Consider the following 26857-nt stretch of genomic DNA (forward strand, 5'->3'; position numbering starts at 1 on the left):
GCTTTATTTCTTTTGTCAGCGCGCCTATCTCTGCTGGCATGAGGCCTGGCTGTGATGCCAAATCAATCAAATCATCAAACTTCATTTTCGGTCGATAGTCACTGATATCCAATAATCGACCTTCGCGATATCCCAGCTCGAAAGCAGCGATATTTCTCGGGTCTTTTGCATACTCAATATTATGGTGAAAGTTAACGTAGACACGGGCATTGGCCTCACGGCCCAAAATGCCTCCCCAACTGACGCCTTGCGGAGTGAAGTCTCTCGGTGGGCCATAAAGCTGACGGGTATTAAGGTTGTACTGATACCAACTGTCATTTTTCAGCACACCGACGCCGTCGATAGCCTGGTCGCCCACTTTGAAAGTCCCTATCAGGGCAGGGCCATGCTGTTCAGCCACCGTTTGCAAAAACTTGAAGCCGTCCGGCGTGCCGCGCAATTTGTCGAGCTGTCGCACGGCCTGGGCACCTGCAAAGCTGATGCCTTTGTTTAACAGTTTCCTTCCTGCGACCGCCAGAGCGGGCAAGCCGCTCAGCGGGTTGAGTTCGCCGATGATGAGCATTCCGACTATTTTCGCCGCGCGGAGTGCTTTGCTGATTGCCGAAGCCGTGCTGGTTGCCACTTTTGCCAGCTTGGTTGCGGCGCCTGCGCCGGCGGTGACGAAGCCCAATACGTCGAGGAACAGATCAATGGCCCCGTCTAAATATTTACCTTCTGCGAAATGGCTAATGGCTGATTTGAAAGGAATCAGATTGAGCAAAAATTCCACGCGGGATTTCAGTGTCGCCAGTTGTTTGTCATAGGTTGTCTGGCCTTCAGCTTCGTTGAAAATATCTTCACTGTCGTAATCAAGATGCTCGACGAAGGCGTTGGCAAGTGTGTGGGTCCTGACGCTGGAGTAGCTGGTGGGAACGGACACAGTCGTGGCCGAGGGGTTTGTTTGCTTCAGTCGCGCAGCGATCGTTTTATCCGCAAGGTAGAAAGGCGTCGTGGCATAAACAATGCTCGGGGCCTGCGGGTTGACGTGTTCCGTTTCTGTGGCAGGGTCAGAATCCAATTGGGTGATCGAGCCCGCCGCCAGATCAATGGAATACACCGACACTTTTTTATCGATGCCCCGCTCGACTCTCAGTCTCAGTACGCGGCTGGTGAAAATTTCATTTCTGCCCCAAAAACCCGTACTTAATCTGAAGGTCTTTCTCTGATAGAAATCGATCTTGCCGTGTTCGAGGTTTTCCCGGTCTTCCAGCGGCAAGCCCGATATCAGATGTTGCACCTTCAATCGGGCGCCTTCCTTGAGGTTGTTCAACGTCGTTTCAAACTGCCCCTTGAAAGTCCTGCGCACGTGCAGGTTAAGTTCATTGACCTCGTGGATACGATTTTTCATGAGTGGATCGGTGGTTTTCCACTTGTACGATCCATCCATCATTGCGACGTCCAGCAGCGTGTGCTTGCCGACCGGCCCCAACGTGGCGCTGGGCAGCGGGATGACAAGGGTTAACAGATCCACCTCGGCCGCACGGTCCCATTCGAGGACATGACTTTCGATCGGAAAGTGTTCGCCAAACTGTTTCTTGAGCCCGGCCCGGGCAATTTCCAGGCGACTCGGGAACTCACTGCTCAACAGGATGGAAGTATTGAGCCGGGCGGTCAGTTCATCATTGAAATGTGTTTTCAGTGACTCAAGCAGTTCTTCGGTGTAGTTCTCATCATTTCTCCTGGCCACCCAACCCTGGACAACGCCCCAATCGATCAGCGTGATCGTCTGGGCATGCCGGGTAACCGCCGGATCGACAAGCGCAGCACTTTCAGCGCAAATCATGACTTGAGCAAAGTTCAGATTGGCGACCTTCCCCGGCGATTGAGCTTCGATCGTCAATGCCGCAACAGCCAGGTTAAACCATGCCAGTCCGCCATAGTTAACAGCGACCGGGAGGTCTTTGATCAGGTACAGAGGGGCGTTCCTGGCCAGCAACAAGTACGCGCCGAGACGGGCCATTTCAGGGGTACTGAACAGTTCTGTGATCAAGTGTTCTCTGAGTTTATTGAACACCGCCGACAGCGGCCGCCCCCAATGTTGCTTATCGGCAAGATCGAAACCTGCGACCCAGTTGCGACGAGGGTTTTCAATCGACAATGGATCAAGGCTCAATTGCAAAGCGGCCAAGGCGTATTCGTTGACGCTTACCTCAGTGGCGATACCGTTCAAGTGCGTCTGTACCGCCAGGCCCAATGCCTGACCGCGGGCAGTGGCGATAAGCGCCGGCAATGCCCTGGCGGGTTCCTGCAATATTTCACGGGTCAGCGGCTGGCCCAGGTTCAGGTGTTCCAACAACCCTTGGCCGGGCGTCCAGATATCTCCAAGACTGTCGACATATATCTTTACAGCGTTCAGCACTTCCTTTTGCTGAGCAACACTTAGCGGGATTGGCCAGGATAAAGCACCGCCAAAATCAGCCAATGCGTGGGGCAAAATTTTCTCGACTTCAAGCCTCTCGGTCTCAATGAAAACTGCGTCACTATCCGATACCGAAACAGCACCAGGCACGAAACTATTTGCTTCAGACATATCATCACCTTGATAAATAAACGAAGCAAAAGTAAACATCAGAAGTTGCCCAACAAAGAAACCCAAAAGCATTACCGACTGTATGTATTACCAAACAAAAGCATTACCTACTTACAACCATGAAACAGCAACTAACCTTTATAAATAAAAACTGTAAAAACATTGCCTGTTTTGTTTTCAGAAAAATCATTGAGCCAGAGCAAGGTTGCGCAGTGGCCAGCAAGCCCCTCGTCGCTTTCCTGATCCGCGCTCGCATCACAATTTTTTCACCAGCGCCAACCACCGTCTAAGCTTCAGACAAGTCCGATCAATCTGCGTGAATGGATCAATCGACTATGGGCGCTTTGTGGCAAACCGATTCGAGTAAAGCCGTGGTTCCGACTGAACGTGTGGATGAAGCGCCTGTCCCTGGAAAACCACGCCGCAACCGGCATGGCTGGAAGGCTTTCTGGTTGTTGCTGGTGATTATCGCGATCGTGGTGGGCCTGGCTGCGTCCAAGGAAATGCGCACCTCACGTTTTCAGTCGCGGGAACTCAGCCAGTACGCGGCGTCACTGACCTACACCCTCGAACCCGGCCCCAGCGAAGCGATTCGCTATCCCGGCAACGGACCGTTCGATCTGCGCCTGGGTTACAGCGCCCTCGATGAATTCCTGCCGCGCTTGCTCAAACGCAATTACGTGGTCACCGAGCAGACGCGCTTTTCCCCTGCCCTGCTCAGCTACACCGACAAAGGCCTGTTCGTGCCCTACTCGGAGAAGATCCAGGCCGGGCTGTCGATCACCGATTGCCGGGCTGCGCCGCTGTATAAATACAACTATCCGCAACAGCTGTACGCCGATTTCGCGGCCATCCCGCCGGTCGTGGTCAGCAGCCTGCTGTTCATCGAAAACCGTTTCCTGCTCGACCCGAAACAACCGCTGGCCAACCCGGCAGTAGACTGGCCGCGCTTCGGCATGGCGGCATGGTCGCAGGTGGCGAAGTTGCTGCACCTGCCCGGCCAGTCGGCGGGCGGCAGCACCCTGGCCACGCAACTGGAGAAGTACCGCCATTCCCCCGACGGCCTGACGGTGTCGGGCGCGGAGAAGATCCGCCAGATGATTTCCGCCAGCGTGCGCGCCTACCAACCCGGTGCGCAGACCCTCGGCGCCCGGCAGAACATCGTGCGCGATTACCTCAACAGCGTGCCGCTCTCGGCAGTGCCCGGGCATGGTGAAGTGCATGGCATGGCCGAAGGGTTGCGGGTCTGGTACGGCAGCGATTTCAATAAAGCCAACGAACAATTGAACAGCCCGGCGACCGACCCGAAAACCATGGCCGACAAGGGCCTGGCCCTGCGCGAGATGCTCTCGCTGATGATCGCCCAGCGCCGCCCTTCGCATTACCTGACCAAGGGCCGCGAAGAACTCGCCGACCTCACCGACAGTCACCTGCGCCTGCTCAAACAGAACAACGTGATCGACAGCGCGCTGGCCGACGCCGCCCTCGCCAGCAAGGTCAGTTACCGCGACTGGCAGACCCAGCCGACGATTCAGCCAATTGAAACCAACAAAGGCATCAGCGTCGCGCGCAGTCGCCTGGCGAGCATGCTCAACCGGCCGCTGTACGACCTCGACCGCCTCGACCTGTCCGCCACCAGCACCCTGCAAGGCGACCTGCAAACCCAGGCCACCGCTTACCTGAAAAAACTCGCAGACCCGGCCTACGCGGCCGAAATCGGCCTGCTCGGTGAACGCCTGCTGACGCCCACCAGCACCACGCAAGTGCGCTACAGCTTTACCTTGTTCGAACTGACCCCCGACGGTTCGCGCGTGCGCGTTCAGACCGACAGCACCGATCAGCCGTTCGACATCAACGAAGGCAGCAAACTGGAACTCGGCTCGACGGCGAAGATGCGTGTGCTGACCACCTACCTGCAGATCATTGCCGAATTGCACGACAAGTACGGCGCCATGAGCGTGCCGGAACTGAAGAAAGTCGAGGTGCCGGATCAGGATCGTCTGAGCCAGTGGGTCATCGATTACCTGATACAGAACAAGGACCACGATCTGTCGAAAATGCTCGGTGCCGCGCTCGACCGCAAATACTCGGCCAGCCCCGGCGAAGCGTTTTTCACCGGCGGCGGTTTGCATGTGTTCCATAACTTTCGCAATGAAGACAACGGCCGCATGCCGACCCTGCGTGACGCCTTGCGTGAGTCGATCAACCTGCCGTTCATTCGCCTGATGCGTGATCTGGTGCGCTACACCACCTACTCCGGGCCCAACAACAGTGCCGAATTGCTCAAGGATGATCGCGACCCGCGGCGTCAGGAATACCTGGCCAACTTCGCCGACCGCGAAGGCACTTCGTTCCAGCTCAAGTTCTGGAAGAAGTACAAAAACAAAGACACTCAGGCACGGCTCGAGACCTTCCTCGACAGCATGCGCCCGACGCCGATCCGCATGGCCGCCGTGCATCGCTACCTGCTGCCCGATGCCAGTCAGGAAGACTTCAACAGCTTTGTGCGCTCGCACCTCAAGGGCGCCAAGCTCACCGAAAAACTCACTGACGATCGCCTGATCCGCCTCTACGACGCCTACGGTCCGGGCAGTTATGACCTGCCCGATCAAGGCTTCATCGCCAAGGTCCACCCGCTGGACCTGTGGATGATGGGCTACTTGCTGCATCACCCGGACGCGACCTTCAGCGAGATCGTCAAGGCCAGCCATTTCGAGCGTCAGGAAGTCTACAGCTGGCTGTTCAAGAGCAAACACAAGGGCGCTCGCGACAGCCGCATCCGCACCATGCTCGAGATCGAAGCGTTCCTCGATATCCATCAACGCTGGCAGAAAGTCGGTTACCCGTTCGACCATCTGGTGCCGTCGCTGGCGACCGCCATCGGCAGTTCCGGTGACCGTCCGGCGGCGCTCGCCGAGTTGATCGGCACCATCCTCAACGACGGCGTGCGCATGCCGACGTTGCGCATCGACAGCCTGCACTTCGCCGCCGGCACGCCCTACGAAACGCAACTGGTCAATGACCCGCACGTGGGCAAGCGAGTGATGCCATCGGAGGTCGCCACGGCCATGCGCGAAGCGCTCTCGCAAGTGGTCGATGCGGGCACGGCAAAACGTGTTTCCGGCAGTTTCAAACTGGCTGATGGCAGCCCACTGGCCATGGGTGGCAAAACGGGTACCGGTGACAACCGCATCGAGGCCATCGGATCGGGCGGCAGGATCCTCAGTTCGAAGTCGATCAACCGCACCGCGACCTTCGTTTTCTACATCGGCGATCACCATTTCGGCACCCTCACCGCGTTCGTTCCGGGGCGCTCGGCGGAGAACTTCAAATTCACTTCAGCCCTGCCGGTGCAGGTGCTCAAGGGCATGGCACCGATCCTCACGCCCTACCTGCAACCGGGCAGCGACTCGCAATGCACGCCCACGCAAACCGCGAAGGTGGCGGTGGCTGCTCAGCCGGCAAACCTGCCGCGCTGACATCGACGCTGGCGCGCAAGCCGTTCACGGCTTGGCGCGTGGTGGGTGGTAGATAGCTGTTTTTCAGATTCGAATATTCGACGGATTGGCGCCAATAAGCGCCGTTTCGTCCCATATGTTTAGTCTTTTGTTTTGAGCGCCGACCGCTAGGCTGATCATCCCGAACACGCACTCAAGGATGATTGCCATGTCTGCTTCCTCTGCGCCCAACCCGGATTATCCCAAGGGTCGGCACTACGATTTCATCAAACTTGCCGTCGACCCGACGTTCACCTCCGCCAGCCTCAAACGAGCGCAGGCACTCGCGGCGACACCGCTGAAAATCGACCCGTGGTACCGCATGGCGACCGCCCGCCAGCACGAAAAACTGCAAGCCGCCAACCTCAAGGCCTGGGCCTCGCAAGGCAAGATTGACCAGTTGCTGAGCGCGGCCGCCGACGTCGAAACGTTCGCCGCCGCGCTGCTCCAGGCAAAGCTGAAAGAGCGCTTCGGCGTCGAGCACGACGTCAAGACCACGTACCTGCGCTTGTACCTGCCCAAAGCCCTGCCCTGGTATGCAATCGACGTCACCGGCGGCAGCAGCACGCGCACCGTGTCTTTGTTGCACGCGGCCCTGCACAACTTTGCCCGCAACGAGCGCGTGGATGACGACTCGCAGTACATCACAGAGCCCGACAAGGAAGACGGACGCTTCGAGGTCATCAAGCTCAAGGACAAAATGCCGATCAGCCAGTTTCAGGCGCTGTGCCGCGAACTGGACATTGGTGCGCAATACCAGCGGCACCTCGCCAGTTACCTGCTGCCCGATGAGCCGGTGGCCAAATCGTTGCTGGAATATGAGGTGACCCAAAGCCAGAAAGATGCATTGGACCTCGCCGCTGAACTGGCGCTGATCAGTGGCGATGTTCAATACGACGCCTACAAACTGGTGAAAGACCTCGTCGCCGGCCAGACGCCCCTGCTGCTCAACCAGCGCCGGGAGATGCGCTGCTGCGAACTGTCGATGCTGGAGAAGCGCTTGACCGGCATCCTCCTGTTGATCCCGGTGAAACTGGACAGCCGCGGTATTCGGCGGGTGATCGTGTATGTCCCGCACGACCCCGATCATCCGCTCAAGGAGTACCCGTCGCCCGCCGCTTTCATGAACGAACTGGCCCGGCAATTGCGCGAAGACCGGGTCAGTGCGTCATCGAAACAAAGCTATCGGCAGTTCTTCGCACAGTTCATCGACCAGCAAGAACTCGGGCACTTTTTCGCCGAACTCGAACAGCGCCTGTTCACCGTCACATGGCATGCAAAAACCGACCGCACCGATCAACGTCCGACATGGCGCAAAGAACCGGTCTTGCCGGCGAACCTGCAGTTCAGCCAGATCCCGCTGGGGCCTGACGTGTGGAAACATGTCTACCAAAGCAAGCTCGACAAGATCCTCAACGACGCGCGGCAGATTGCCGTGTCCACCGCTGACACCGACTCCCGGGCGCGCTGGGCCTGGTGGGACAATTTCAAGAAAATCGTCGCGGACATTTTCAATGTCGCGCTGTTGATCGCCACCCCGTTCGTGCCCGGGCTGGGCGAACTGATGATGGCCTACACCGCGTATCAACTGACCAGCGACGTCATCGAAGGCGTGGTCGATCTGGCCGAAGGCCTGGCCAGTGAAGCGGCCGAGCATGTCATCAGCGTGGTCACGGACGTTATCCAGCTGGTGACGTTTCAGGCCGGCACCGAGATCGGCGCGTTGTTACGACCGAAGCTCTCAGCTTTGGTCGACGGCATGAAAACGGTCACGCTGCCCGACGGCAAGGCCAGCCTCTGGCACCCCGACCTGAGCCCTTATGAGCAACAGAATCTGACCCTGGCGCCAGCCTCGAAACCAGACGACCACGGCCTGCATCAACAGGCCGAACAGACGGTGCTGCCACTGGAAGAAAAGCTCTATATCGTCGAAAAACCCGGCGACGCCACACTGTCCACCACGCACCGGATCAAGCACCCCAAACGGCCCAATGCCTATGCACCGAAGGTCGAACACAACGGCGACGGTGCCTGGGTGCACGAGGGCGAGAACCCGCGCGAGTGGGACAGCCCGACCTTGATGCGACGCCTGGGTCATCGGGTCGAGCGCTTTTCCGCCACCGAGCGCGAACAGATGCGCATCAGCAGCGGCACCGAAGACGATGCCCTGCGGCGCATGTACGCCGACCACGCCGAACCGCCGCCGCTGCTCAGCGATACCATCAAGCGCTACAGCGCTTACGACGAAGTACAGTCGGCCAGCGCCAGTATCCGCGCAGGACGGGCCATCGATCCGGCGTCGGTGTGGTTCGAGCCGATCCTGACGTCGCTGCCCGGATGGCCAGAAGAATGCGCGCTGAAGGTCTTCGCAGACGCTGACCTGAACGGGCCTTCACGCCAATACGGCAACCCCGCAGCCAGCGCCGCCAACACCTTGAGCATCAGCCTGCCCGAACTGACCGCCGGCGGTTTGCCGGAGCGTGTTCTGGCGTTTCTCGATGACCCTCGGATCGACGCCCTGCTCGGGCGCAGGCTGCCATCGCAGCAACGCGTGCAGGCTTTACGCACGCTGTTGGCGGACGCTGTCGACGGGCAACGGATCGAGCTGGTCGTGCGCATGTATCAGGCCGACGAGCGCTCGAACAAGGCCGACGTGCGCGTACTGCGCCAGGCTTTTGCGGAACTGCCGCTCAGCGTTGCGAAAAAAGTCCTGCACCAGGCCTCCCCGGCCGAGTTGCAAAGGATGACCGAGGAAAACCGCCTGCCACTGAAGGTCAAAGCCCTTGGCCGCGAAATGGATTTTGAAGCGTCCACTGCCCGCGCCTACGAGGGCTTTTATCGGCCCGAACGGGTGACACGCGACACCGAGCGCCTGGCGCTGAACACCCTCAGGGTCTACAGCGACAGCTACGCAGACTTGCGCATTGAAATCCGCGACGGCAGCGCTGACGGAGAATTGCGCTGCAGCGCCGGCCCCGATGATGCCGCGACCGTCAGGCGCCTGATCAGGAATGAGCATGGCCGCTACGCGGTCCTCGACGAGGCCAACCGGCCACTCTATGCCGACCGCGATTTGTACGAGGCCATTGTGCGCGCACTGCCCGACGACAAACGCCGGGCATTGGGTTTCAGGCGTGGTCATGGTCCGCTGCTCAGAGCGTGGATCATGGAGCAAACCGCCACGCCCGCCGTGCGCCGCACGCTTTTGGCACAGCCACCGATCAGACCGGTCATCCGCTTCGAAACCGAAATCCTGCTACGCGGCAGCAAGCAGTCCCGATCGGCAAAAACCGCGCAAGAACGGGTCAGCGATCTGTACCCGCACATGAGCGAACAGGAGGTTGACGCGTTCGTCGAGGCGCTGCGGCGCAAGGGCGATCCCGATCAGGCGATCAGGCGGCTCAAGGTCGAACTGAATGAATTGCGCGAGCGCTTGAATGCCTGGAGTGACCGCTCCCACGATGGCTCTGCGGCTTCCCGGCAGGAACAGATCGACTTCGAACGCAATGGCGGGCAGAAAATTCGCCAGCAATTGCTGGAATGTTTCATGCGCCAAAGTAAAGCCTTCGACAGACGCAGCCTGCACCCGGAAGGGGGTTACACCCTCGACCTGTCCTCGGAGTTTGGCGGGCCTGAGCTGGATGGCTGGTGGGGCAAACTGATGCGCGAAGTGCCCGACATTCAGCGATACCTCGACCAGATCGACGTGATCACGCTCGACCGCGCACGTTTTTCCAGTGGTGAAAACGGCCTGTTGAACGACTTGCCCAACCTGCGTCATCTCAGTGCCCGCGCCTGCAATCTGACTGAACTGCCACAGGGAATCGGTCGCCTGAGTGCTCTGGAAACCTTGCGCCTGAGCAACAACAACATTCGCCTGGACCCTCAATCGATCGAGCCCTTGCACAACCTCAAGCGTCTGCAAACCCTGCGGCTTGACCACAATCCGCTGCTATTGGCCCCCGATGTCAGGCACATGCCGAGGCTCAAAGTCCTCAGTCTGGCGCACACCTACATCACCGAGTGGCCAAAAGGACTGTTCAAGGATGGACTTAGGGTCATCAAACGCCCCCGAGGGTTTTATCTCGATCTCAGCCATTGTCCGATCAGCAGCGTACCTGCCGTGGCCGAGGGTTCCGATCACGCATTTATCGTCGCGCGCACGCGTCTGGATCGCTCGCAGCTGGACGCCAATGGCGAGCTGCATTTCGCCCGCTACCGCCATTCGGTCGGCCTCGCCGCCCAACAAACCTACAACCCGGCGACCGCCCGGGAGTTGTCGTACTGGAACCCGCCACAGGACGCTGGGGTGTTCATCAATGGCGCGCCCGGCCTGGGCAATTACCGCGCCGAGACCTGGCAGGATGTCGCGGCAGAACCCGGCTCAGCGGATTTCTTCCGGGTGATCCGCAAACTGCGCGAGAGCCAGGATTACCAGCACGCCGACACCCGCAAACAACTGACCCGACGGGTCTGGCAAATGGTCGAAGCGGCTGCGCAGGACAGCGAGCTGCGTGAGGACTTGTTCAGCCAGATCATTGACCCGCAAAGCTGTGGCGATGCGGGCTCGCAACTCTTCAACAACATGGGCATGAAAGTCCTCGTGGCACAGGCCAGAAGCGATTTCCTGACCTTTACCGAGCGGCAAAACCGCCTGGTCATCCTGGCCAGAAGTGCGGCGCGGCTGGAACAGATCGGTGATATCGCCAGGGACGAAATCAAGCAGCAACAATCGCAGTTCGAACGACGTCTGCGTGCCGCCCCGCCGGATGACGTTGAAGTGCATCTGGCCTACGAAAACGGGCTCGCCAGCCGCCTCGATCTGCCCTGGCAATCGCAGGACATGCTCTACCGGAGTCGGGCCGATGTCAGCCAGGCGGCGATCGACAGTGCCTACGACAAAATCATCAAAAACGAGCGAGGCAACGGCTTGGTCGATCGCATGTTCGAGCTGTTCGAAAACCCGTTCTGGGAACAGTACTTGCGCGCAACGCACCCACGCCAGTTTGCGCAAAACGATCGGCGCATCGACCAGAAACTGGCGCTGCTGGAAGAACTGCGCGAGGCGCAAAAAGCCTGGGCAGACTTCGAAGATCCTGCGCTGACAGCAAGGCTTAAACGCGAACTGGAACGGCTGGCCGGCGAATTGAAAGTACCCGAGCATGAAGTGTTTACCGGGTACGAGATGAGCGACGAACTGTACAACCGCTTGCTCGAAGAGATCGCCGAAGACCGTAAAGGTCTGAGTCGGGAACTGACCCGCATGGCGATGACCCACGCAGGCATTTAAAGCACAACGCCTGTATCAGCCCGGGCGTCACGCACCCGGGCCACTTGCATCAATTCACCTCCGAATCCCAGATGATGGTGACATCGCCGGAGTAATGCCGCTCGGCATTCGGGTAAATCATCTGCTCGACCGACCCCGGCGCAATTTCGAAATGCAGCGTGCCGGGCTTGCGATCCACATAGAAGCCGGGCTGAAACAGCTCGGTGCCTGAGCCATCGCGCAACAGTCGACGCCGGTTCACCGGTTGCCCCGACGCATCCGTCAGCCCTGTCGGCAGAGTGACGCTGATTTCCAGTGGCACCGAATCATTGATCCGGTGTTCGACCAGGGCGCAGTTGACGCCGCTGTAGTACTGGCATTGCAGGTTCATCTTGAATCGGCTCGACGCCGAGATATTGAACGTCTGATCGCGAAACAGGCGGGTCGGCTTGCGTCCGTGATCCAGCCACGACTGCCAGCCGCCATTGGGCTCCAGCACCACACGATTACCACCGGGCGGAATATCGACCTTCAGGGTGTGGCTGACCTCCAGCGAGAAATTCAGCGTCAGCAGCGAATCTTCCGGGAGCATGATATCGCCCATATCGAAATCCAGACCCGGGCCCACCGTGTAGGTGGTGGTTCCCGTGTAGGCACCCGAGAGCATTTGCAGCGGTTCCGGCGTGCGCAGTTCGTAGCCATAGACGAAATACAGGTAGCGCATCGACAGTGGAATGTCGAAACGGGGTGTCTTCGCGCAGACCCCGGCACCTTCCGGCACCCGCCAAAAACTGTTGTAGCCCCGCGTCCCCACCGTACTCCAACCCACTCCCTGACACGGCGGCGGCGCGTAGATCCAGGCGCCGCCGACCCATAAATCGTTCCAGCCACCACCGTCCGTCAACTCAGTCACCGGCTGCGGAAAAGCCGCTTCGTGGCCGATTCCGGCGATGCGCAATTGCAGAATCTTTTTGTCGCCTGACTCATGCGTGACTTCGATGTCACGCCAGTCCGAGGGGACTTTCGCCATCCCGCCCTGCCGAGGATCGGCATGATGGGCGAGGATCGGCGCGCTGGCGGTGAACGGAATGTGCGCGATCAGACTGAACAGCCCCGACGGCTCGCAGGCTTGCGGCACCTGACGACAAAAACCTTCGGACGGCGTCTGGTTCTTGAACTGGTTTTTCATCGGGTTGGCCGAATCGGGCTGAAACGTCGCGTAGATGTGGTGCACCTCAGCCACTGCCGGTGTCGCCACAAGGGCGAACAGCCAACCGATCCATGCGCTGCGTTGCACCGGCTGGCGAGGCTGGCGGACGATGGGCTTCATTGACTTCGATCTCCTGAGGCAACGCGCCAGCCCACTCACTCGCCTGGCGCCTGGGCATTGAACTGCAGCAATACGTTGCCGCGAAAATCCCCGGCGCGGTAACCGCCGGCCGGTTTCACCGGGACGATTTCCAGCACCACTCGCGAGCCTGTCGCCGCGTCTGCCTGCGACACCACTTCGCGAAATACGGCGTCAGCGCTCAACTCCACGCCGTTGAAGCTGACCCGCAAGGGAATGTCATCGTCCGGCTTGCCATTGGACAGGTAGGCCGGGGCTTCCAGCCGCGCTCCGATCGCGCTGGTGTCATGGCGCACATCGAAGGTCTTGCGCACGCTGCTGAGGTTGGAGGTGGTGTAATTCCAGTTCAGCCGTTGCTCGCGGTGAATCCAGTCCGGCTCGGTCGGGATCACGTAAAACGCGCGGGTCGGAACGGTCACCGAGACCTCGAAGGTATGCTCCTCGCGGGCGGCCCAACTCTCGGTGCTCATCAGTACGGTCACGGCCGCCAGCGCGGCAACGGTCCATTGCTTGATCATCTTGGGTACCTGTTGCGTCGATGGAAAACAGCCCTAGCGGCTGGCGACCTTGAGGTTTTTCTTGCTCTCGCCCTCGACCAGGATGAAGCGGTATTCACGGCCTTTCTCCTTATCGAAGGCAAAGCTCTTGCCGGCCAGCACATGGTGTTTGGTGGTCGGGCCGCAGTCGCTTTCGTTGCTCAGCGAACAGCTTTTGAACTCATCGACGACCAGCACCGTGTTGCCGTTATTGCGCAATTCGTAGCGGTTGGCACTGTCGTTGACGGCGGTGTCGAAGCGGGCGTTTTTCGGGCGCACGAAGAAAATCGTGCCGAACCCGGTCATCACGTTGACCCCGGCCGACAGGGTCTTTTTGTATTCTTCACGTTCCTCGCTGCTGACCACGAAATCGTCTTCCTTTTCCGGCACCACCGGGACGAAACGCACGCGGAAGTAGCGTTCCGTGTCGCGCTCGCCGAGGTACAGCAGGCGCGTGCCCTGCATGCCTTTGGCCGGCACGATCAACCGTGCCGGGCTGGCCATGACGCCGTTGCGCGAGGCGCCATCGGTGGAGGCGGCGACGGGAATTTCCTGCGGCACGCCGTCGGCGCCGTAGACGATCTCGAGCACGTTGATCTTGACGAACGCGGTGCTGTCACCGCTGTTGAAGACTCGTTTGAGATAGGTACTTTTATCGCCATCGAGGTAGTCGTACACCGTGCCGACATTGATCTGCGGCCCGGCCTGCGCCGCCATGCAAAACACACTGAGCGCACCCAGCAAAGCACCAAGCATCATCATCTTGAACTCCCAGAAAAAATAAATTGGTTGCGCCCGAACGTTCATGTTTCCGAGTCCCAGACCACGGTGATGGCGCCGCTGTAGCTGCCGCCCATGCCGGGCTGCACGATGTAATCGATGTAGGACTGCGACATATCGAAATGCAAAGTGCCGGGCTTGCGATCGACATAAGCACTGGGGGTTATGCGCAGCGCGTTGACTACGCCGCTGCGCAGATAAGTGCGTTTCACCGGTTGCCCGTCAGCGCCCATCAAGCCGTTGGGCAGGCTGATGCTCAATTGCACCGCCGCGGCGCGCTGGGACACCGGATCGCGCACCATGCAATCGGCATAACCGTCGTTCCCGCAAAACATGTGCACCTTGAATCGCGTCGAGGCCGAGATATAAAACAGTTGATCGCGATAGAGCCGGGTCGGCTTGCGCCCGCTGTCGATCCAGCTGCGCCAGCCACCTTCGGGCTCCAGCGACACTGTGTTGCCACCGGCCGGCAGGTCGACCTTCAAGGTGTGCTGCACATCGAGGACGAAATCCAGGGTCAGGCTGCTGTCGTCCGGGTTAAAAACTGGCCCCAGATCGAAATCGCCACCGGGACCGAGGGTGTACGTCAGCGACCCGTCGTAGAGACCGCTCGACATGCCCAGAGGATTGGGCGTGCGCAGTTCATAGGCAAAATCCAGGGTGTTGAAACTCATGTGCGGGATGGTGAACGCGGCGACTTTGGTACACGCCGCCTCTACCGGGGTTTTCCAGAAAAACCGATAGGAAGTCTTGGTAAACACGCCGACACCGCTGTACAGACAGGGCGCAGGGGTATTGACCCAGGAACTGCTGGTCCAGAGCTTCTGGTGCGCGGTCCTCTCTACCGTCTCACCGGTCAGCTCGATGACCGAGTGGCTGAGCATGAAATCGGAGCCAATACCAATGATGCGCACTTCAACTATCTCGGTTTCCTGAGTGTCCTTGTTGGTGACCGTCAACTGCCGCCAGTTGGCGGGCGCCTTCAGCGAAATGCTGTCACCGGCCCGGATTTCTTGTCTGCCGTCAAAATGCACCGGCAACTGAATGCTGAAGATGTTGTTCGCCGCGCACTCCGCCGGGTAACTTCCGCAATAGCCACTGCTGGGCGTTTTGTTGACGAACACATTCTTGCCGGGCTGCGACGAGTCAGGTTGAAACAGCGCACGAATTTCGACGTTTGCGGCCTGCGCCGACGGCAGGCTCAGCGCCGCCAGCAAGCCCATGCATACAGTGGATGTTTTCATCGCCTCAACCTGCCTTCTGTTCAGTGGACGTGAGGTCGGCCAAGGTGTCCGGCGTGCAGCGCAGATCACCGATCATCAGCACGTTGTTTTCGCTGCGATGCTGGTTCGCATCGAGGCGGAACTGGCACAGCAACTGATTGCCCTGACGCACTTCCAGGGTCGGCGAACCGGCGTTCATTTCCATCGAGAAGAAGCCGTCGACCTCGGTCACCCCGCGACTGGCGTGGTTGATCACGTGATGGCCCTTGAGCGGCCGGCCTTGCGGATCGACCAGACGCCCGAGCACGGTCAGGGTTTTCATCACCCGCACCTTGCGGTACTCGACCCCGCCCTTGTTCAGGTGATACCGGCTGCGCGACGGTTCAATGGTCGCGGCGGGCACGTGGTTGCCTTCGAAGTCGAAACTCACCGAGCTGTTTTGATACGCCGTGATCGGGATGAAGTTACGCCCCGGTTTCAACGCCGCGCTGCCGCCACTGAAATCATCCGCGCGCAGGACGATGCCTTCGATGTCCGACTCGACGTCGACGATCAGCCCGGCACCGCGCATTTCGTGGGCACTGGTCAGCATCATCTGCTGACCGCCGACGGCCAGCGTGCTGTCGAGGTTGAGGCCACCGGTGAAGTTGCCGTTGTAGGACGAACGCTGGACGAAACCGTCGCCATTGACCGAGTCGGTACGGAAACTCGCCAGGCTCGACATGCCCACGCCGTAGGTGTCGGTGAGTGCCGTTACTGAAACGTTCTGCAGCGCATGGTCGGTAAAGTCTTTGCGCCAGCCGAGCGAGGCATTGTTGTCGCGGCTGCCGTCACGGGCGGTGCGCGAACCGATGCTGCCGGTCAGTTGCTGGCCGGGCGCACCGAGGGCCATATTGAGGCTCAGGTCGACCCCGCGATTACGCGCATCGCCACTGCTGTAACTGCCCGGCCGATCAAACAGCGACAGCCGCCAACTGACGTCGCTGCCAAACAGATCGGCGCGCCGCGTCCAGCCCATATCGACGCCGACACCTTCGACGTTGCCTTCGCTGTGCGACACCCGGGCGTTGAGCGAATTTTTGCTGCTCAAACGGTGGTTGAGCGCCAGCGATGAGTTGCTGGTCTGGCCGACGAACACATTACGTTGCCGCACCCGTGTGCCATCCGGCAGCGTGTCATAGGTGTCGGTGGTGTCGAGCCAGGCGCGGCTGTGGCTGAAGATCAGACTGCCGGCGCCATAGTTGTAAAGGCTTTGCAGGTCCATGCCGGTGCCGTGGTCTTCGGTCTGGTAGACGTTGGCATACACGCTCAGATGATTGGCCAGCGTCCAGTCGATGGAGCTGCCGTATTGCAGTTTTTCGCGGATCTGCCGCGCCGACAGACCGAGAATCACCCGCGGGTGCAGCAGGTAATTGACCGAAGCACCGGCCGTGGGGCTGCCGCTGGACTGGGTGTCCCAGTTGCTCAGCAGTTTGCTTTCTTCGCCGGCAAACAGGTTGTAGCGCCAGCGCTCGTCGAGGTTGCGCCAGTTGCTGGGCTTGTACACCAACTCCTGGGTGGTGGAGGTGATCTGGCCGTCTTCGATCAGGCGCACTTCCACTTCATAGATGCCGCCGGGCAGCGGTCGGGTATCGAGCGTCTGCAACCCGGCCGGCACCGACTGCGTGTTGATCAACAGGCCATCGCGATAGATCTCCACCGAACCTTGCCGGTTGGCGGTGACATAAATCGGATAGACGCTGGGCATCGGGCTGTTGATCGCCAGGCTGTCGGAGCTGCCGTACATGAGGCCGACAGCGGTGTCGGGGCTGGTGCCAAACGTGCGCGGCTGGCGGGTCAGCCCTTCGGAATTGGGGGTGAAATAACCCAGGCGGAAAAAACTGCCTTGCAGTTCACGCTGGGTGTACAGCTCGTGCACCGCACGATAGAGCTTGTCGTCCGGGCCGCCGAGACGCGCCAGTTGCATGTTGAACGTCTGGCTCCAGTTGCCCAGGCTACCGCTGGCTTCCAGACCATAACGACCGCCGAGATCCTGATCCTGCCCGCCATTGAGGTTGAGCTGGTTGCGCAGCATCAGCCCGTGGCTGCCGGCTTCGGGCTGCTCGTGAAACCGCTTGGCCTGAACGTCGCGTTCGGCGTTTTCGGTGAGGATCGAGACCAGCGATTCCTCAAGGTTGTAATGCACCGCCAGCACCTGATCCGGGCATGCGCCTGTGCAATTACCCAGGGCAACGCCGGTCTTGAGGTAGGCCGCCCATTGCTCGCGCTCGGCGGCGCCGAAGCGGTTTTCACTGGTGTCGGTAAATTCCAGCAAGGTAATGCGGTCATCGCGCGACAACACCACCATGGCCTCGCCCAACGGCTGATGATCGAGCTCCACCCGCACGGCCAGAGGCACATCGAAAAAATGCTCCTCGAAATCCGCCGGCAAGCCTTTGGCCTGCGCCAACAGACTTCGCGGTGTTGAACTGGCGGAATCCGGAGCCGCCGCTGCGCTGGCACAAAACATCAGCGCAAGCGCAGCCGCGATGGGTGTCATCGGGAACATGAACTCGTACTCTGATTTCAATCAATGGAAGTCCGACGGGGCAAACGTTGTCGTCTGCTCCGTCGGTGAGCGCTGGCGGGGAAAACCTGCGCTTAGTGCTTGATCAGGCGATCAAGGCGTGATGACCGGGGTGACGGCATCAAAGATCATCGCCACGGAACCGGTGTAATCACCCGGCTGGAAGTTGTTGCCCTTGGCGGAGATTTTCAGTGGCGCGCGGTAGTTGACGTCCGACTCCGACTCACCCACGACCATTTGCGGGGTCAGGGTCAGTTCTTTGTTGTTGAGCATTACTTGCAGATCGATCGAGGCGTTGCCGGCGATCAGCTTTGGCTGGCTTTCCAGGCTGGCGTGAACCGAACCGTTGTTGTTGCGCACATCAAAGAAGCCGTTGACCTCGCCCATCTTGCCGGTGGTCGGCTGGTAGCTCATGTCCTGATCCTTGTTGACCAGGTCAGGGTCGACAGGCACAACGTAGAAACCGTTGGTCGGTACATGGGCAATGAGGCTGATGGAGTGATTGGCTTCACCGGCCGCCGAAACCATCGAAGAGTTCAGCGCCAGAAAGGCCAGAGGTGCAGCGATTGCGAGTTTCTTGAACATCGGTCAGTACCTGTTTTCTTTAGTGAAAGATTCATTGAAAGTTCAAACAACGCCTACCTGCTTGGCACCGGTGTTGTTTTGAGCTTTCAACGCCGAGGCATGATCGGCTGTTCACTCTGGAAAGTAAGCAAGTAACTTCCTAAGAACTTGTAGTTAAACAACCCCATGACCAGAAAGAAAAAACACCAAAAAAACCAAATATAAAACGATGACTGTAAGTTGCGCCCTACAGACAGTTTTATTGAAAAAACCATACAGCAACTTCAACCCGTAAATACGCACACTTGCGACTTATAGAGCAATAACTCAAACACTAATAGAGTTAAAGCTTTAACTCCGTAGTTGTAAATAGCGCAGACAAAAGTCTGATCAGCGGGGTTGCATCGCGCTTGCGCAACAGGTTGGTGCAGCGAATCGCCGCTGGTCTGGCGAATGCGCGAGCGGCGAAAAAGCGCTTGTCACGGCGTTAAGATATATCTTAAGTTGTATCTAAACACGACGAGAGAAGACTGAAATGAGAGACCATCATTCCCCCCACCGCGAGCATGGCGATGGCCGTGACGGCTTTGAAAAACGCCCCGGACGCGAACGCGGCGGCCGTGGCCCGCGGGTATTCGCCCCCGGCGACTTGAAATTGCTGCTGCTGGCGCTGATCGCCGAACAGGCGTGCCACGGCTACGACCTGATCCGCCAGATCGAAGGCATGTTCGACGGCGCGTACAGCCCGAGCCCCGGCGTGATCTACCCGACGCTGACCTTTCTGGAAGAAAGCGACCTGATTGCCGGCGACGCCGAGGGCGGCAAAAAACGCTACAGCGTCACCGACGCCGGACGTTTGTCCTTGAGCGAACAAGCCATCGCCCTCGACGGCGTACGCATGCGCATCGACGTCAGCAAACGCTCACTGCGCGGCCATGATCGGCCGGCAGAAATTCATGAAGCGGTGCACAACTTGCGCCACGCCCTGCAAATGCACCACGGGCGCTGGAGCCCGGAAGAAATCCTGCGTGTGCGTGACCTGCTCAACGACACCGCCAAAGCCATCGTCGACGGCCCTGCCGTTCAACCTGCCTCGGAGAAAGCCGAATGACTGCAGTCGATACCCAAACCATTCACCGTGTGATGCACGAAATCAAACGCCGCAAGCTGGAAGTGTTGCGCGTGGTCGACCTGACCCCGCGCATGCGCCGCATCACCCTCGGCGGGCCAGAACTGGCCGGGTTCATCAGCCTGGGCACGGACGATCACGTCAAATTGCTGTTCCCGCAGAACGCCGAGCAGGCCGCCGCACTGGAGACCATGGTGCTCGGCGCCGGCAAGGACGACGGGCCGAAACCGGAAATGCGCGACTACACGCCGCGCCGGTATGACCTCGATGCGCTGGAGCTGGACATCGATTTTGTCCTGCACGGCGACGGCCCTGCCTCCACTTGGGCAGAACAGGCCAAACCGGGACAGTTCCTGCACATCGGCGGGCCGCGCGGCTCGATGATCGTCCCGGACATTTTCGACAGCTACCTGCTGATCGGCGATGAAACCGCCCTGCCCGCCATCGCCCGACGTCTCGAAGGGCTGGCGGCCAATCGCAAGGCGCTGGTGGTGATCGAAGTAGAGAACGGCGCGGAACAGCAAGTGCTGGAAAGCGCAGCGCAGGTCAATGTGATCTGGGTGCTGCGTGAGGGCGGCCAGGAAAACCTGCTGACCACCGTGAAGCAGTTGCAGGTGCCCAAGGGCAATCTGTATGCGTGGGTGGCGACCGAAACGAAAGTTTCACGGCAGATCCGCCGGGTGCTGATCGATGAGCATGGGCTGGATGAGCAACTGATCAAGGCTGTCGGCTACTGGCGCGCCGAAGGGTCCGAAGAAGAGTGATATCCCTGTGGGAGCGAGCTTGCTCGCGAATGCGGCGGGTCAGTCGACTCAATACTGACTGACGAACCGAATTCGCGAGCAAGCTCGCTCCCACATTAACTTTAACTTCGTACTGGCCCCCAGCGATCGATGCCGATGACCAGCAACCCAATCAGCACAAACCCCAGCAATATCCCCCCGGCATTGACCAGCACCTGTGGATAACCCAACACCGCCACATCAATGAACGGATACGCATACGCGCCGAGCAAATGCCCGCGCAGCAACGCGTAAATGAAATACACCAGTGGATAAATCAGCCACAGCGGCAGATGCCACCAGCGCAAAGTCCCCTTCGGTACGCACCACCACCAATACCCCAGAAACAGCACCGGCATCACGTCGTGCAGCAGTTCATCGGCAACAAATTGCCAACCTTCGGGATGCCACAAATGCCGCAGCAAAATACTGTAGGCCAGTCCGACCACAGCAATGCTCACGGCAATCGCGCTACTCACCCACGGTTGCAAAAACCAGCGGCGCGCGGCGGATTCACGCGCGGTCACGGCACAGGTCAGCACCGTCGCCACCAGCGTATTGGTCAGAATCGTGAAGTAACTGAAAAAACTCACCAGCCCGCCCAACAGGCTGGCGCCGACACTCAAGCGCGCGAAGAAAATCAGGTACAGCTGAATGCCCAACCCCGCCCAGCCCAATACGGCTGCGCAGGTGATCAGGCGTTGGCGCCAGGCGGCGTCCATTTCAGAGCGGTCGCTTGGTGCGCATCAACTTCACGTACAGACGCTCGACCTTCTCCCGCGCCCACGGGGTTTTGCGCAGGAACGTCAGGCTCGACTTGATGCTTGGATCACTCTTGAAGCAGCGAATATCGATGCGCTCGGCCAGTCCCGACCATTCGTAATGGCTCACCAGTGCATTGAGGATCTGTTCAAGCGTCACGCCGTGCAGCGGATCGGGGGTTTGTTCGTTCATGCCAGGCCTTTGGGCGAAGTGAAAATGCAGAAGCCGCGCACCTTAGCCGAGGGGCTGGTCGGGTGGAAGGCCTACCTTCAAATGTAGGCCAACCCGGAAAGATCGCAGGCCACGACCCGGCTCACAATGCGCCCGTTTGCCGCACTGTTACCGAATCCGAAACGCTGCATGTTCACAAAAGGCCTTTGTCTTTTTGTAACAGATCATTATCCTGCCGCCCTTCCGCTGAATCGCTTCACTGCCTGCGACTTATTGAAGCACTCAGCTCGCACCCCGAAAACACCAAAAAAAGACTTAGCCATGCCCGATTTTTCCTTCTCCCGAGACAGCGCTATCTCAGCCCTGCGCACCCTTGGCGGCTGCACTGCACTGGGCCTTGCCACCTGCGCTCAAGCGGCCCCCGCGTTCGACAGTGAATCACCGTACATGCTCGGTGACTGGAACGGCACGCGCACCGAACTCTCGGAAAAAGGCTACGACTTCAAACTCGATTACACCGGCGAAATGGGCAGCAACCTGCACGGCGGCTACGATCACGACCGCACCGCGCGTTACAGCGATCAGTTCGGCCTCGGCACGCACCTCGACCTGCAAAAGATCCTTGGCTGGGACGACGCCGAGTTTCAACTGACCATCACCAAACGCAGCGGCAACAACATCAGCAACGACCGCATCAACGATCCGCGCGTTGGCGGCTTCACTTCGGCCCAGGAAGTCTGGGGCCGTGGCCAGACCACGCGTCTGACACAGATGTGGTATCAGCAGAAATTCTTCGATCAGAAACTCGACATCAAAGTCGGCCGTTTCGGCGAAGGCGAAGATTTCAACAGCTTCCCGTGCGACTTCCAGAACCTCGCGTTCTGCGGCTCGCAGGTCGGCAACTGGGTCGGCGGCATCTGGTACAACTGGCCGGTCAGCCAGTGGGCGCTGCGCGTCAAATATCACCTGACCCCAGAGTTGTACGCGCAGGTCGGCGCCTACGAGCAGAACCCGTCAAACCTCGATCGCGGCAACGGCTTCAAACTCAGCGGCAGCGGCACCCAGGGCGCGATCCTGCCGGTCGAACTGGTGTGGACGCCGAAACTCAACGGTCTGCCGGGCGAATACCGCGCCGGTTACTACTACAGCAACGCCAACGCCAGCGACGTCTATAAGGACAGCCACGGCCAACCGGCCGCCCTCAGCGGCGAAGCCTACCGCAGCGCATCGAGCAAACACGGCGTGTGGCTGGGCATTCAGCAGCAAATCACCAGCATGGCCAGCGACAACAGTCGCGGCTTGAGCGTGTTTGCCAACGGCACGATGCACGACAAGAAAACCAACGCGATCGACAACTACGTGCAGGCCGGCATCACCTACAAAGGCCCGTTCGATGCGCGCGCCAAGGACGACATCGGTTTCGCCCTCGCCCGCGTCCACGTCAACCCGGCTTTCCGCAAAAACGCCGAAGCGAGCAATCAGGCCAACGCGGTTTACGACTACGACGATCCGTCCTACTTGCCGCCGCAAGACACCGAATACAGCGCCGAGCTGTATTACGGCGTGCACGTGACCAACTGGCTGACCGTGCGCCCGAACCTGCAATACATCCGCCACCCCGGTGGCGTGAACGACGTCGACGACGCCCTGATCGGCGGGATCAAGATCCAGTCTTCGTTCTAGAAAACACTGAAGAAACCTGTGGGAGCTGGCTTGCCAGCGATAGCGATTTCACATTCGACATCAACGTCGCCTAATGCACCGCGATCGCTGGCAAGCCAGCTCCCACAGGGATCCGGAAAAAATTCGTTAGCCAGACAAGTTTTTATCTGAACCATGCCTGTGCCAAATCGTCATCTAAAGTGACTACAGCGCGGGACTACATAAAACGTCACGGAGAATCACACTATGAGCACCGAAAGTGCTTCGAGTCGGGGCCGTCTGTTACCGAGCCTGCTCGGCATTCTGCTTCTACTGATGGGCCTGGCCATGTTGGCCGGTGGGGTCAAGCTGAGCATGCTCGGCGGCTCGCTGTACTACCTGCTGGCCGGTATCGGCATTGCGCTGAGCGGCATCCTGTTGCTGATGCGCCGTCGCGCGGCGCTGGGCCTGTACGCCATCGTCCTGTTTGCCAGCACCGTTTGGGCGCTGTGGGAAGTCGGTCTGGACTGGTGGCAACTGGTGCCACGTCTGGCCCTGTGGTTCGTCCTCGGCTTCGTGATGTTGCTGCCGTGGTTCCGTCGTCCGCTGCTGCTTGACGGCCCGGCGCCGATGGGCACTCGCGGCCTGACCGTGGCCGTGGTGCTGGCCGGCCTCACCGCGCTGATCAGCCTGTTCACCCACCCGGGCGAAACCTTCGGCGAACTGGGTCGCGACACCGCCGACACCAGCAGCACCGCCCCGGCAATGCCCGATGGCGACTGGCAGGCCTACGGCCGTACCGAATTCGGTGACCGTTACTCGCCGCTGAAGCAGATCACCCCGGCCAACGTCGGCAAGCTGCAAGAAGCCTGGCGCATCCAGACCGGCGACCTGCCAACGGCGGATGACCCGGTTGAGCTGACCAACGAAAACACCCCGCTCAAAGCCAACGGCATGGTCTACGCCTGCACCGCGCACAGCAAAGTGTTGGCGCTGGATCCGGATACCGGCAAAGAACTGTGGCGCTTCGACCCGCAGATCAAGAGCCCGGTCGGCTTCAAAGGCTTCGCCCACATGACCTGCCGTGGCGTGTCGTACTACGACGAAGCCGCGTACGCGAAAACTGAAAACGCAGCGTCCGCTGTGATTTCTGAAGCTGGCAAAGCCGTCGCTCAGGCTTGCCCGCGTCGTCTCTACCTGCCAACCGCTGATGCCCGCCTGATCGCCCTGAACGCCGACACCGGCAAGATCTGCGAAGGCTTCGGCAAAAACGGTGTGGTTGACCTGACCCAAGGCATCGGCCCGTTCACCGCTGGCGGCTACTACTCCACCTCGCCGGCCGCGATCACTCGTGATCTGGTGATCATGGGCGGTCACGTCACCGACAACGAATCGACCAACGAGCCATCGGGCGTGATCCGCGCTTTCGACGTGCGCGACGGCCACCTCGTGTGGAACTGGGACAGCGACAAGCCAGACGCCACCGAGCCTTTGGCACCGGGCGAAACCTACAGCCGCAACTCGGCGAACATGTGGTCGCTGGCCAGCGTCGACGAAAAACTCGGCATGGTTTACCTGCCACTGGGCAACCAGACTCCAGACCAGTGGGGCGCTGACCGCACCCCAGGCGCCGAGAAATTCAGCGCCGGCCTCGTAGCCCTGGACCTGGCCACCGGTAAAGTGCGCTGGAACTACCAGTTCACCCACCACGACCTGTGGGACATGGACGTTGGCAGCCAGCCAACCCTGCTCGACATGAAAACCGCCGACGGCGTGAAACCGGCGCTGATCGCTCCGACCAAACAGGGCAGCCTGTACGTCCTCGACCGTCGTGACGGCACGCCGATCATCCCGATCAAGGAAATCCCGGTACCGCAGGGCGCCGTGAAAGGCGACCACACCGCACCGACCCAGGCCCGTTCGGACCTCAACCTGCTGGCCCCGGAACTCACCGAAAAAGCCATGTGGGGCGCGAGCCCGTTCGACCAGATGCTGTGCCGCATCCAGTTCAAGGAACTGCGTTATGAAGGCCAGTACACCCCGCCGTCGGAACAGGGCAGCCTGATCTACCCGGGTAACGTCGGCGTGTTCAACTGGGGCGGCGTTTCGGTCGATCCGGTTCGCCAAATGCTGTTCACCAGCCCGAACTACATGGCCTTCGTGTCGAAAATGGTGCCACGCGAGCAAGTCGCCGCCGGCAGCAAACGCGAAAGCGAAACCGCTGGCGTGCAGCCAAACACCGGCGCGCCATACGCGGTGATCATGCACCCGTTCATGTCGCCACTCGGCGTACCGTGCCAGGCCCCGGCCTGGGGCTACGTTGCCGGTATCGACCTGACCACCGGCAAAGTCGTGTGGAAACGCAAAAACGGCACCAGCCGCGACAGCTCGCCCATCCCGATCGGCTTCACCCTTGGCGTGCCGAGCATGGGCGGCTCGATGGTCACGGCTGGCGGCGTCGGCTTCCTCAGCGGCACCCTCGACCAGTACCTGCGAGCGTATGACGTCAACAGCGGTAAAGAGCTGTGGAAATCGCGTCTGCCGGCTGGCGGCCAAGCAACTCCGATGACTTATACCGGCAAGGACGGCAAGCAATACGTGCTGCTGGTTGTCGGCGGTCACGGCTCGCTGGGCACCAAAATGGGCGACTACATCATTGCCTACAAACTGCCGGAATAAGCTTTAACGGCGGTAAAACAAAGGCGATGTCCCGCAAGGGGCATCGCCTTTTTTGTGCACGCCATTTCTGCATCCACAGGAGAACCCTGTGGGAGCGAGCTTGCTCGCGAAGGCGTCAGCACGTTAAACATCTACGGTGCCTGACACAGCGCTTTCGCGAGCAGGCTCGCTCCCACAGGTTGAAAAGTGTTTGTCTGTGGGAAATGTACTCGTCCTACAGACGTTGAAAGTGGCGCGGAGTTTTCCGACAAGTCGCGTCGGTTGTGCCTCGGAAATCGGCTGGATAGGCTCTGGGGGTCGCTGCAAATTCAGCGAACGGGCGTCGCGGCCCGAGCAGTTCATTCGATTTGATGCATAATCGCCGGCCCAGACCGGAGCGCTCAGGCGCTTGTTGTTTGGTTTGATGGTGGCTGTGCGCGGGATACCTTCGGGTATGCCGAGATTGCCGAATGGCTCGGTCCGCGAACCCGCGTACAGCTGCCACCCTCAGTCGCGTCGCGGTGATTGGAGAGTGACAGCCCCACTTATCATTCGGAGCGTCACTATGAAAAAGCCAACCCCAAATCCCCCCGAAACCGAAGACACCACCCCCTACGAATTCCCCGGCTCGAAGCGATTCCACGAAGCCGCCGAACGCGCCCTCGACCACTACTTCAAACCCAACGCTTTAACCCTGCGCTTCCACAAACCCAGCACCATGTTCCAGGTCGCCCCGGATCAGGACAACGAAAGCCTGCTGGTCCACGCCTGCGAATCCCTGGCCCAGGCCAGCCTGATGAGCAGCGACATCGCCGCCTACATCGACCTGCCGCAACGGCGGACGATTCTGGCCATTCAGCAAATCATCATGCTCGCCGAACTGGCGGTGAACCGCGTGCTGGATAACCACGAAATCCCCCAACCTCCGCCACACAACTAAAAGCCCCTCACCCTAGCCCTCTCCCGGAGGGAGAGGGGACTGACCGAGGTGTCTGGGAGAGGTACGCCGACGTGCAATACCGAGTCGAACACACATTCTGAAAAGCCCCTCACCCTAACCCTCTCCCGGAGGGAGAGGGGACTGACCGCGTGGGCTGGAAGAGATACGCCGACTTGCGATACCGAGTCGAACACACATTCTGAAAAGCCCAAAATTCGGCTCCCTCTCCCTCGGGAGAGGGCTGGGGTGAGGGGCGAACCCACCACAAAACCAAAGCCAACCACGCCCCGCTCTCCACCACTCAATAGGCCGAGTGTCAGCTCGCCTGCTCTTGATCTTGATCCACGGGCGACATCGGAAGGCTGAGCGCAGGGATTGATCCGGGCGTGGGAGCGCAGCGACCGTTTGGCGCAGCCAAACAC

Annotated in this window: 17 protein-coding genes; 7 read left to right on the plus strand and 10 right to left on the minus strand. The window is 59.8% G+C overall.

All coding sequences use genetic code 11. The annotated features are described in order from the left end of the window. Nucleotides 1-2569: hypothetical protein (locus WA225_RS07660; RefSeq protein WP_422607470.1), on the minus strand; the 2569-nt coding region annotated here is incomplete at its 3' end. A gap of 335 nt (nucleotides 2570-2904) precedes the next feature. On the opposite strand from WA225_RS07660, the gene WA225_RS07665 reads away from it, so the two are divergent. Next, on the plus strand, nucleotides 2905-6048 hold the full coding sequence (locus WA225_RS07665) for a transglycosylase domain-containing protein (RefSeq protein ID WP_422607471.1): 3144 nt from the start codon (nucleotides 2905-2907) through the stop codon (nucleotides 6046-6048). A gap of 63 nt (nucleotides 6049-6111) precedes the next feature. On the opposite strand, the gene WA225_RS07670 is transcribed toward WA225_RS07665, so the two are convergent. Beyond that, entirely contained in the window at nucleotides 6112-6237 is a 126-nt protein-coding gene (locus WA225_RS07670) for a hypothetical protein (protein ID WP_422607472.1), read from the minus strand. Here WA225_RS07670 and WA225_RS07675 point away from each other — a divergent pair. Next, the gene (locus WA225_RS07675; RefSeq protein WP_422607473.1) at nucleotides 6236-11356 is read left to right on the plus strand and encodes an NEL-type E3 ubiquitin ligase domain-containing protein; all 5121 of its coding nucleotides are present in this window, start codon (nucleotides 6236-6238) and stop codon (nucleotides 11354-11356) included. The two genes, WA225_RS07670 and WA225_RS07675, sit on opposite strands and share 2 nt — an antisense overlap. 49 nt (nucleotides 11357-11405) lie before the next feature. On the opposite strand, the gene WA225_RS07680 is transcribed toward WA225_RS07675, so the two are convergent. From WA225_RS07680 to WA225_RS07705, 6 genes are all read right to left on the minus strand, one after another. Then, a complete protein-coding gene (locus WA225_RS07680) occupies nucleotides 11406-12665 on the minus strand; it encodes a hypothetical protein (RefSeq protein ID WP_422607474.1) in 1260 nt (419 codons plus the stop codon). 35 nt (nucleotides 12666-12700) lie between these two features. Continuing rightward, nucleotides 12701-13201: a CS1 type fimbrial major subunit gene (locus WA225_RS07685; protein WP_422607475.1), complete on the minus strand. Its 501-nt coding sequence runs from the start codon at nucleotides 13199-13201 to the stop codon at nucleotides 12701-12703. 33 nt (nucleotides 13202-13234) lie between these two features. Next, nucleotides 13235-13978: a molecular chaperone gene (locus WA225_RS07690; protein WP_422607485.1), complete on the minus strand. Its 744-nt coding sequence runs from the start codon at nucleotides 13976-13978 to the stop codon at nucleotides 13235-13237. A gap of 44 nt (nucleotides 13979-14022) precedes the next feature. Then, nucleotides 14023-15243: a hypothetical protein gene (locus tag WA225_RS07695; RefSeq protein WP_422607476.1), complete on the minus strand. Its 1221-nt coding sequence runs from the start codon at nucleotides 15241-15243 to the stop codon at nucleotides 14023-14025. 4 nt (nucleotides 15244-15247) lie between these two features. Continuing rightward, nucleotides 15248-17770, minus strand: coding sequence for a CS1-pili formation C-terminal domain-containing protein (locus WA225_RS07700; RefSeq protein ID WP_422607477.1), 2523 nt, complete (start codon nucleotides 17768-17770; stop codon nucleotides 15248-15250). Nucleotides 17771-17881: 111 nt separating this feature from the next. Beyond that, on the minus strand, nucleotides 17882-18373 hold the full coding sequence (locus WA225_RS07705) for a CS1 type fimbrial major subunit (protein WP_422607478.1): 492 nt from the start codon (nucleotides 18371-18373) through the stop codon (nucleotides 17882-17884). Nucleotides 18374-18887: 514 nt separating this feature from the next. Here WA225_RS07705 and WA225_RS07710 point away from each other — a divergent pair. Both WA225_RS07710 and WA225_RS07715 read left to right on the plus strand, forming a co-directional pair. After that, nucleotides 18888-19463: a PadR family transcriptional regulator gene (locus WA225_RS07710; RefSeq protein ID WP_422607479.1), complete on the plus strand. Its 576-nt coding sequence runs from the start codon at nucleotides 18888-18890 to the stop codon at nucleotides 19461-19463. Continuing rightward, entirely contained in the window at nucleotides 19460-20245 is a 786-nt protein-coding gene (locus WA225_RS07715; protein WP_422607480.1) for a siderophore-interacting protein, read from the plus strand. Before WA225_RS07710 ends, WA225_RS07715 begins: the two co-directional genes overlap by 4 nt. A 101-nt stretch (nucleotides 20246-20346) precedes the next feature. Here the strand turns inward: WA225_RS07715 and WA225_RS07720 are convergent, their stop codons facing one another. Beyond that, nucleotides 20347-20985, minus strand: a complete 639-nt coding sequence (locus tag WA225_RS07720) for a Pr6Pr family membrane protein (RefSeq protein WP_422607481.1) — start codon at nucleotides 20983-20985, stop codon at nucleotides 20347-20349. Nucleotide 20986: 1 nt separating this feature from the next. Continuing rightward, a complete protein-coding gene (locus tag WA225_RS07725; protein ID WP_007916799.1) occupies nucleotides 20987-21217 on the minus strand; it encodes a VF530 family DNA-binding protein in 231 nt (76 codons plus the stop codon). Between the two features lie 300 nt (nucleotides 21218-21517). Between WA225_RS07725 and WA225_RS07730 the strand changes: the two genes are divergently transcribed. The 3 genes from WA225_RS07730 (at nucleotide 21518) to WA225_RS07740 (ending at nucleotide 26435) form a co-directional block, all read left to right on the plus strand. Beyond that, nucleotides 21518-22879: a carbohydrate porin gene (locus tag WA225_RS07730; RefSeq protein ID WP_422607482.1), complete on the plus strand. Its 1362-nt coding sequence runs from the start codon at nucleotides 21518-21520 to the stop codon at nucleotides 22877-22879. Nucleotides 22880-23104: 225 nt separating this feature from the next. Further along, nucleotides 23105-25516, plus strand: a complete 2412-nt coding sequence (locus WA225_RS07735) for a glucose/quinate/shikimate family membrane-bound PQQ-dependent dehydrogenase (RefSeq protein WP_422607483.1) — start codon at nucleotides 23105-23107, stop codon at nucleotides 25514-25516. Between the two features lie 544 nt (nucleotides 25517-26060). Then, nucleotides 26061-26435: a DUF6124 family protein gene (locus WA225_RS07740; protein ID WP_422607484.1), complete on the plus strand. Its 375-nt coding sequence runs from the start codon at nucleotides 26061-26063 to the stop codon at nucleotides 26433-26435. The last annotated feature ends 422 nt before the right edge of the window (nucleotides 26436-26857 follow it).

The organism is Pseudomonas sp. (assembly GCF_049300855.1).
GTDB lineage: Bacteria > Pseudomonadota > Gammaproteobacteria > Pseudomonadales > Pseudomonadaceae > Aquipseudomonas.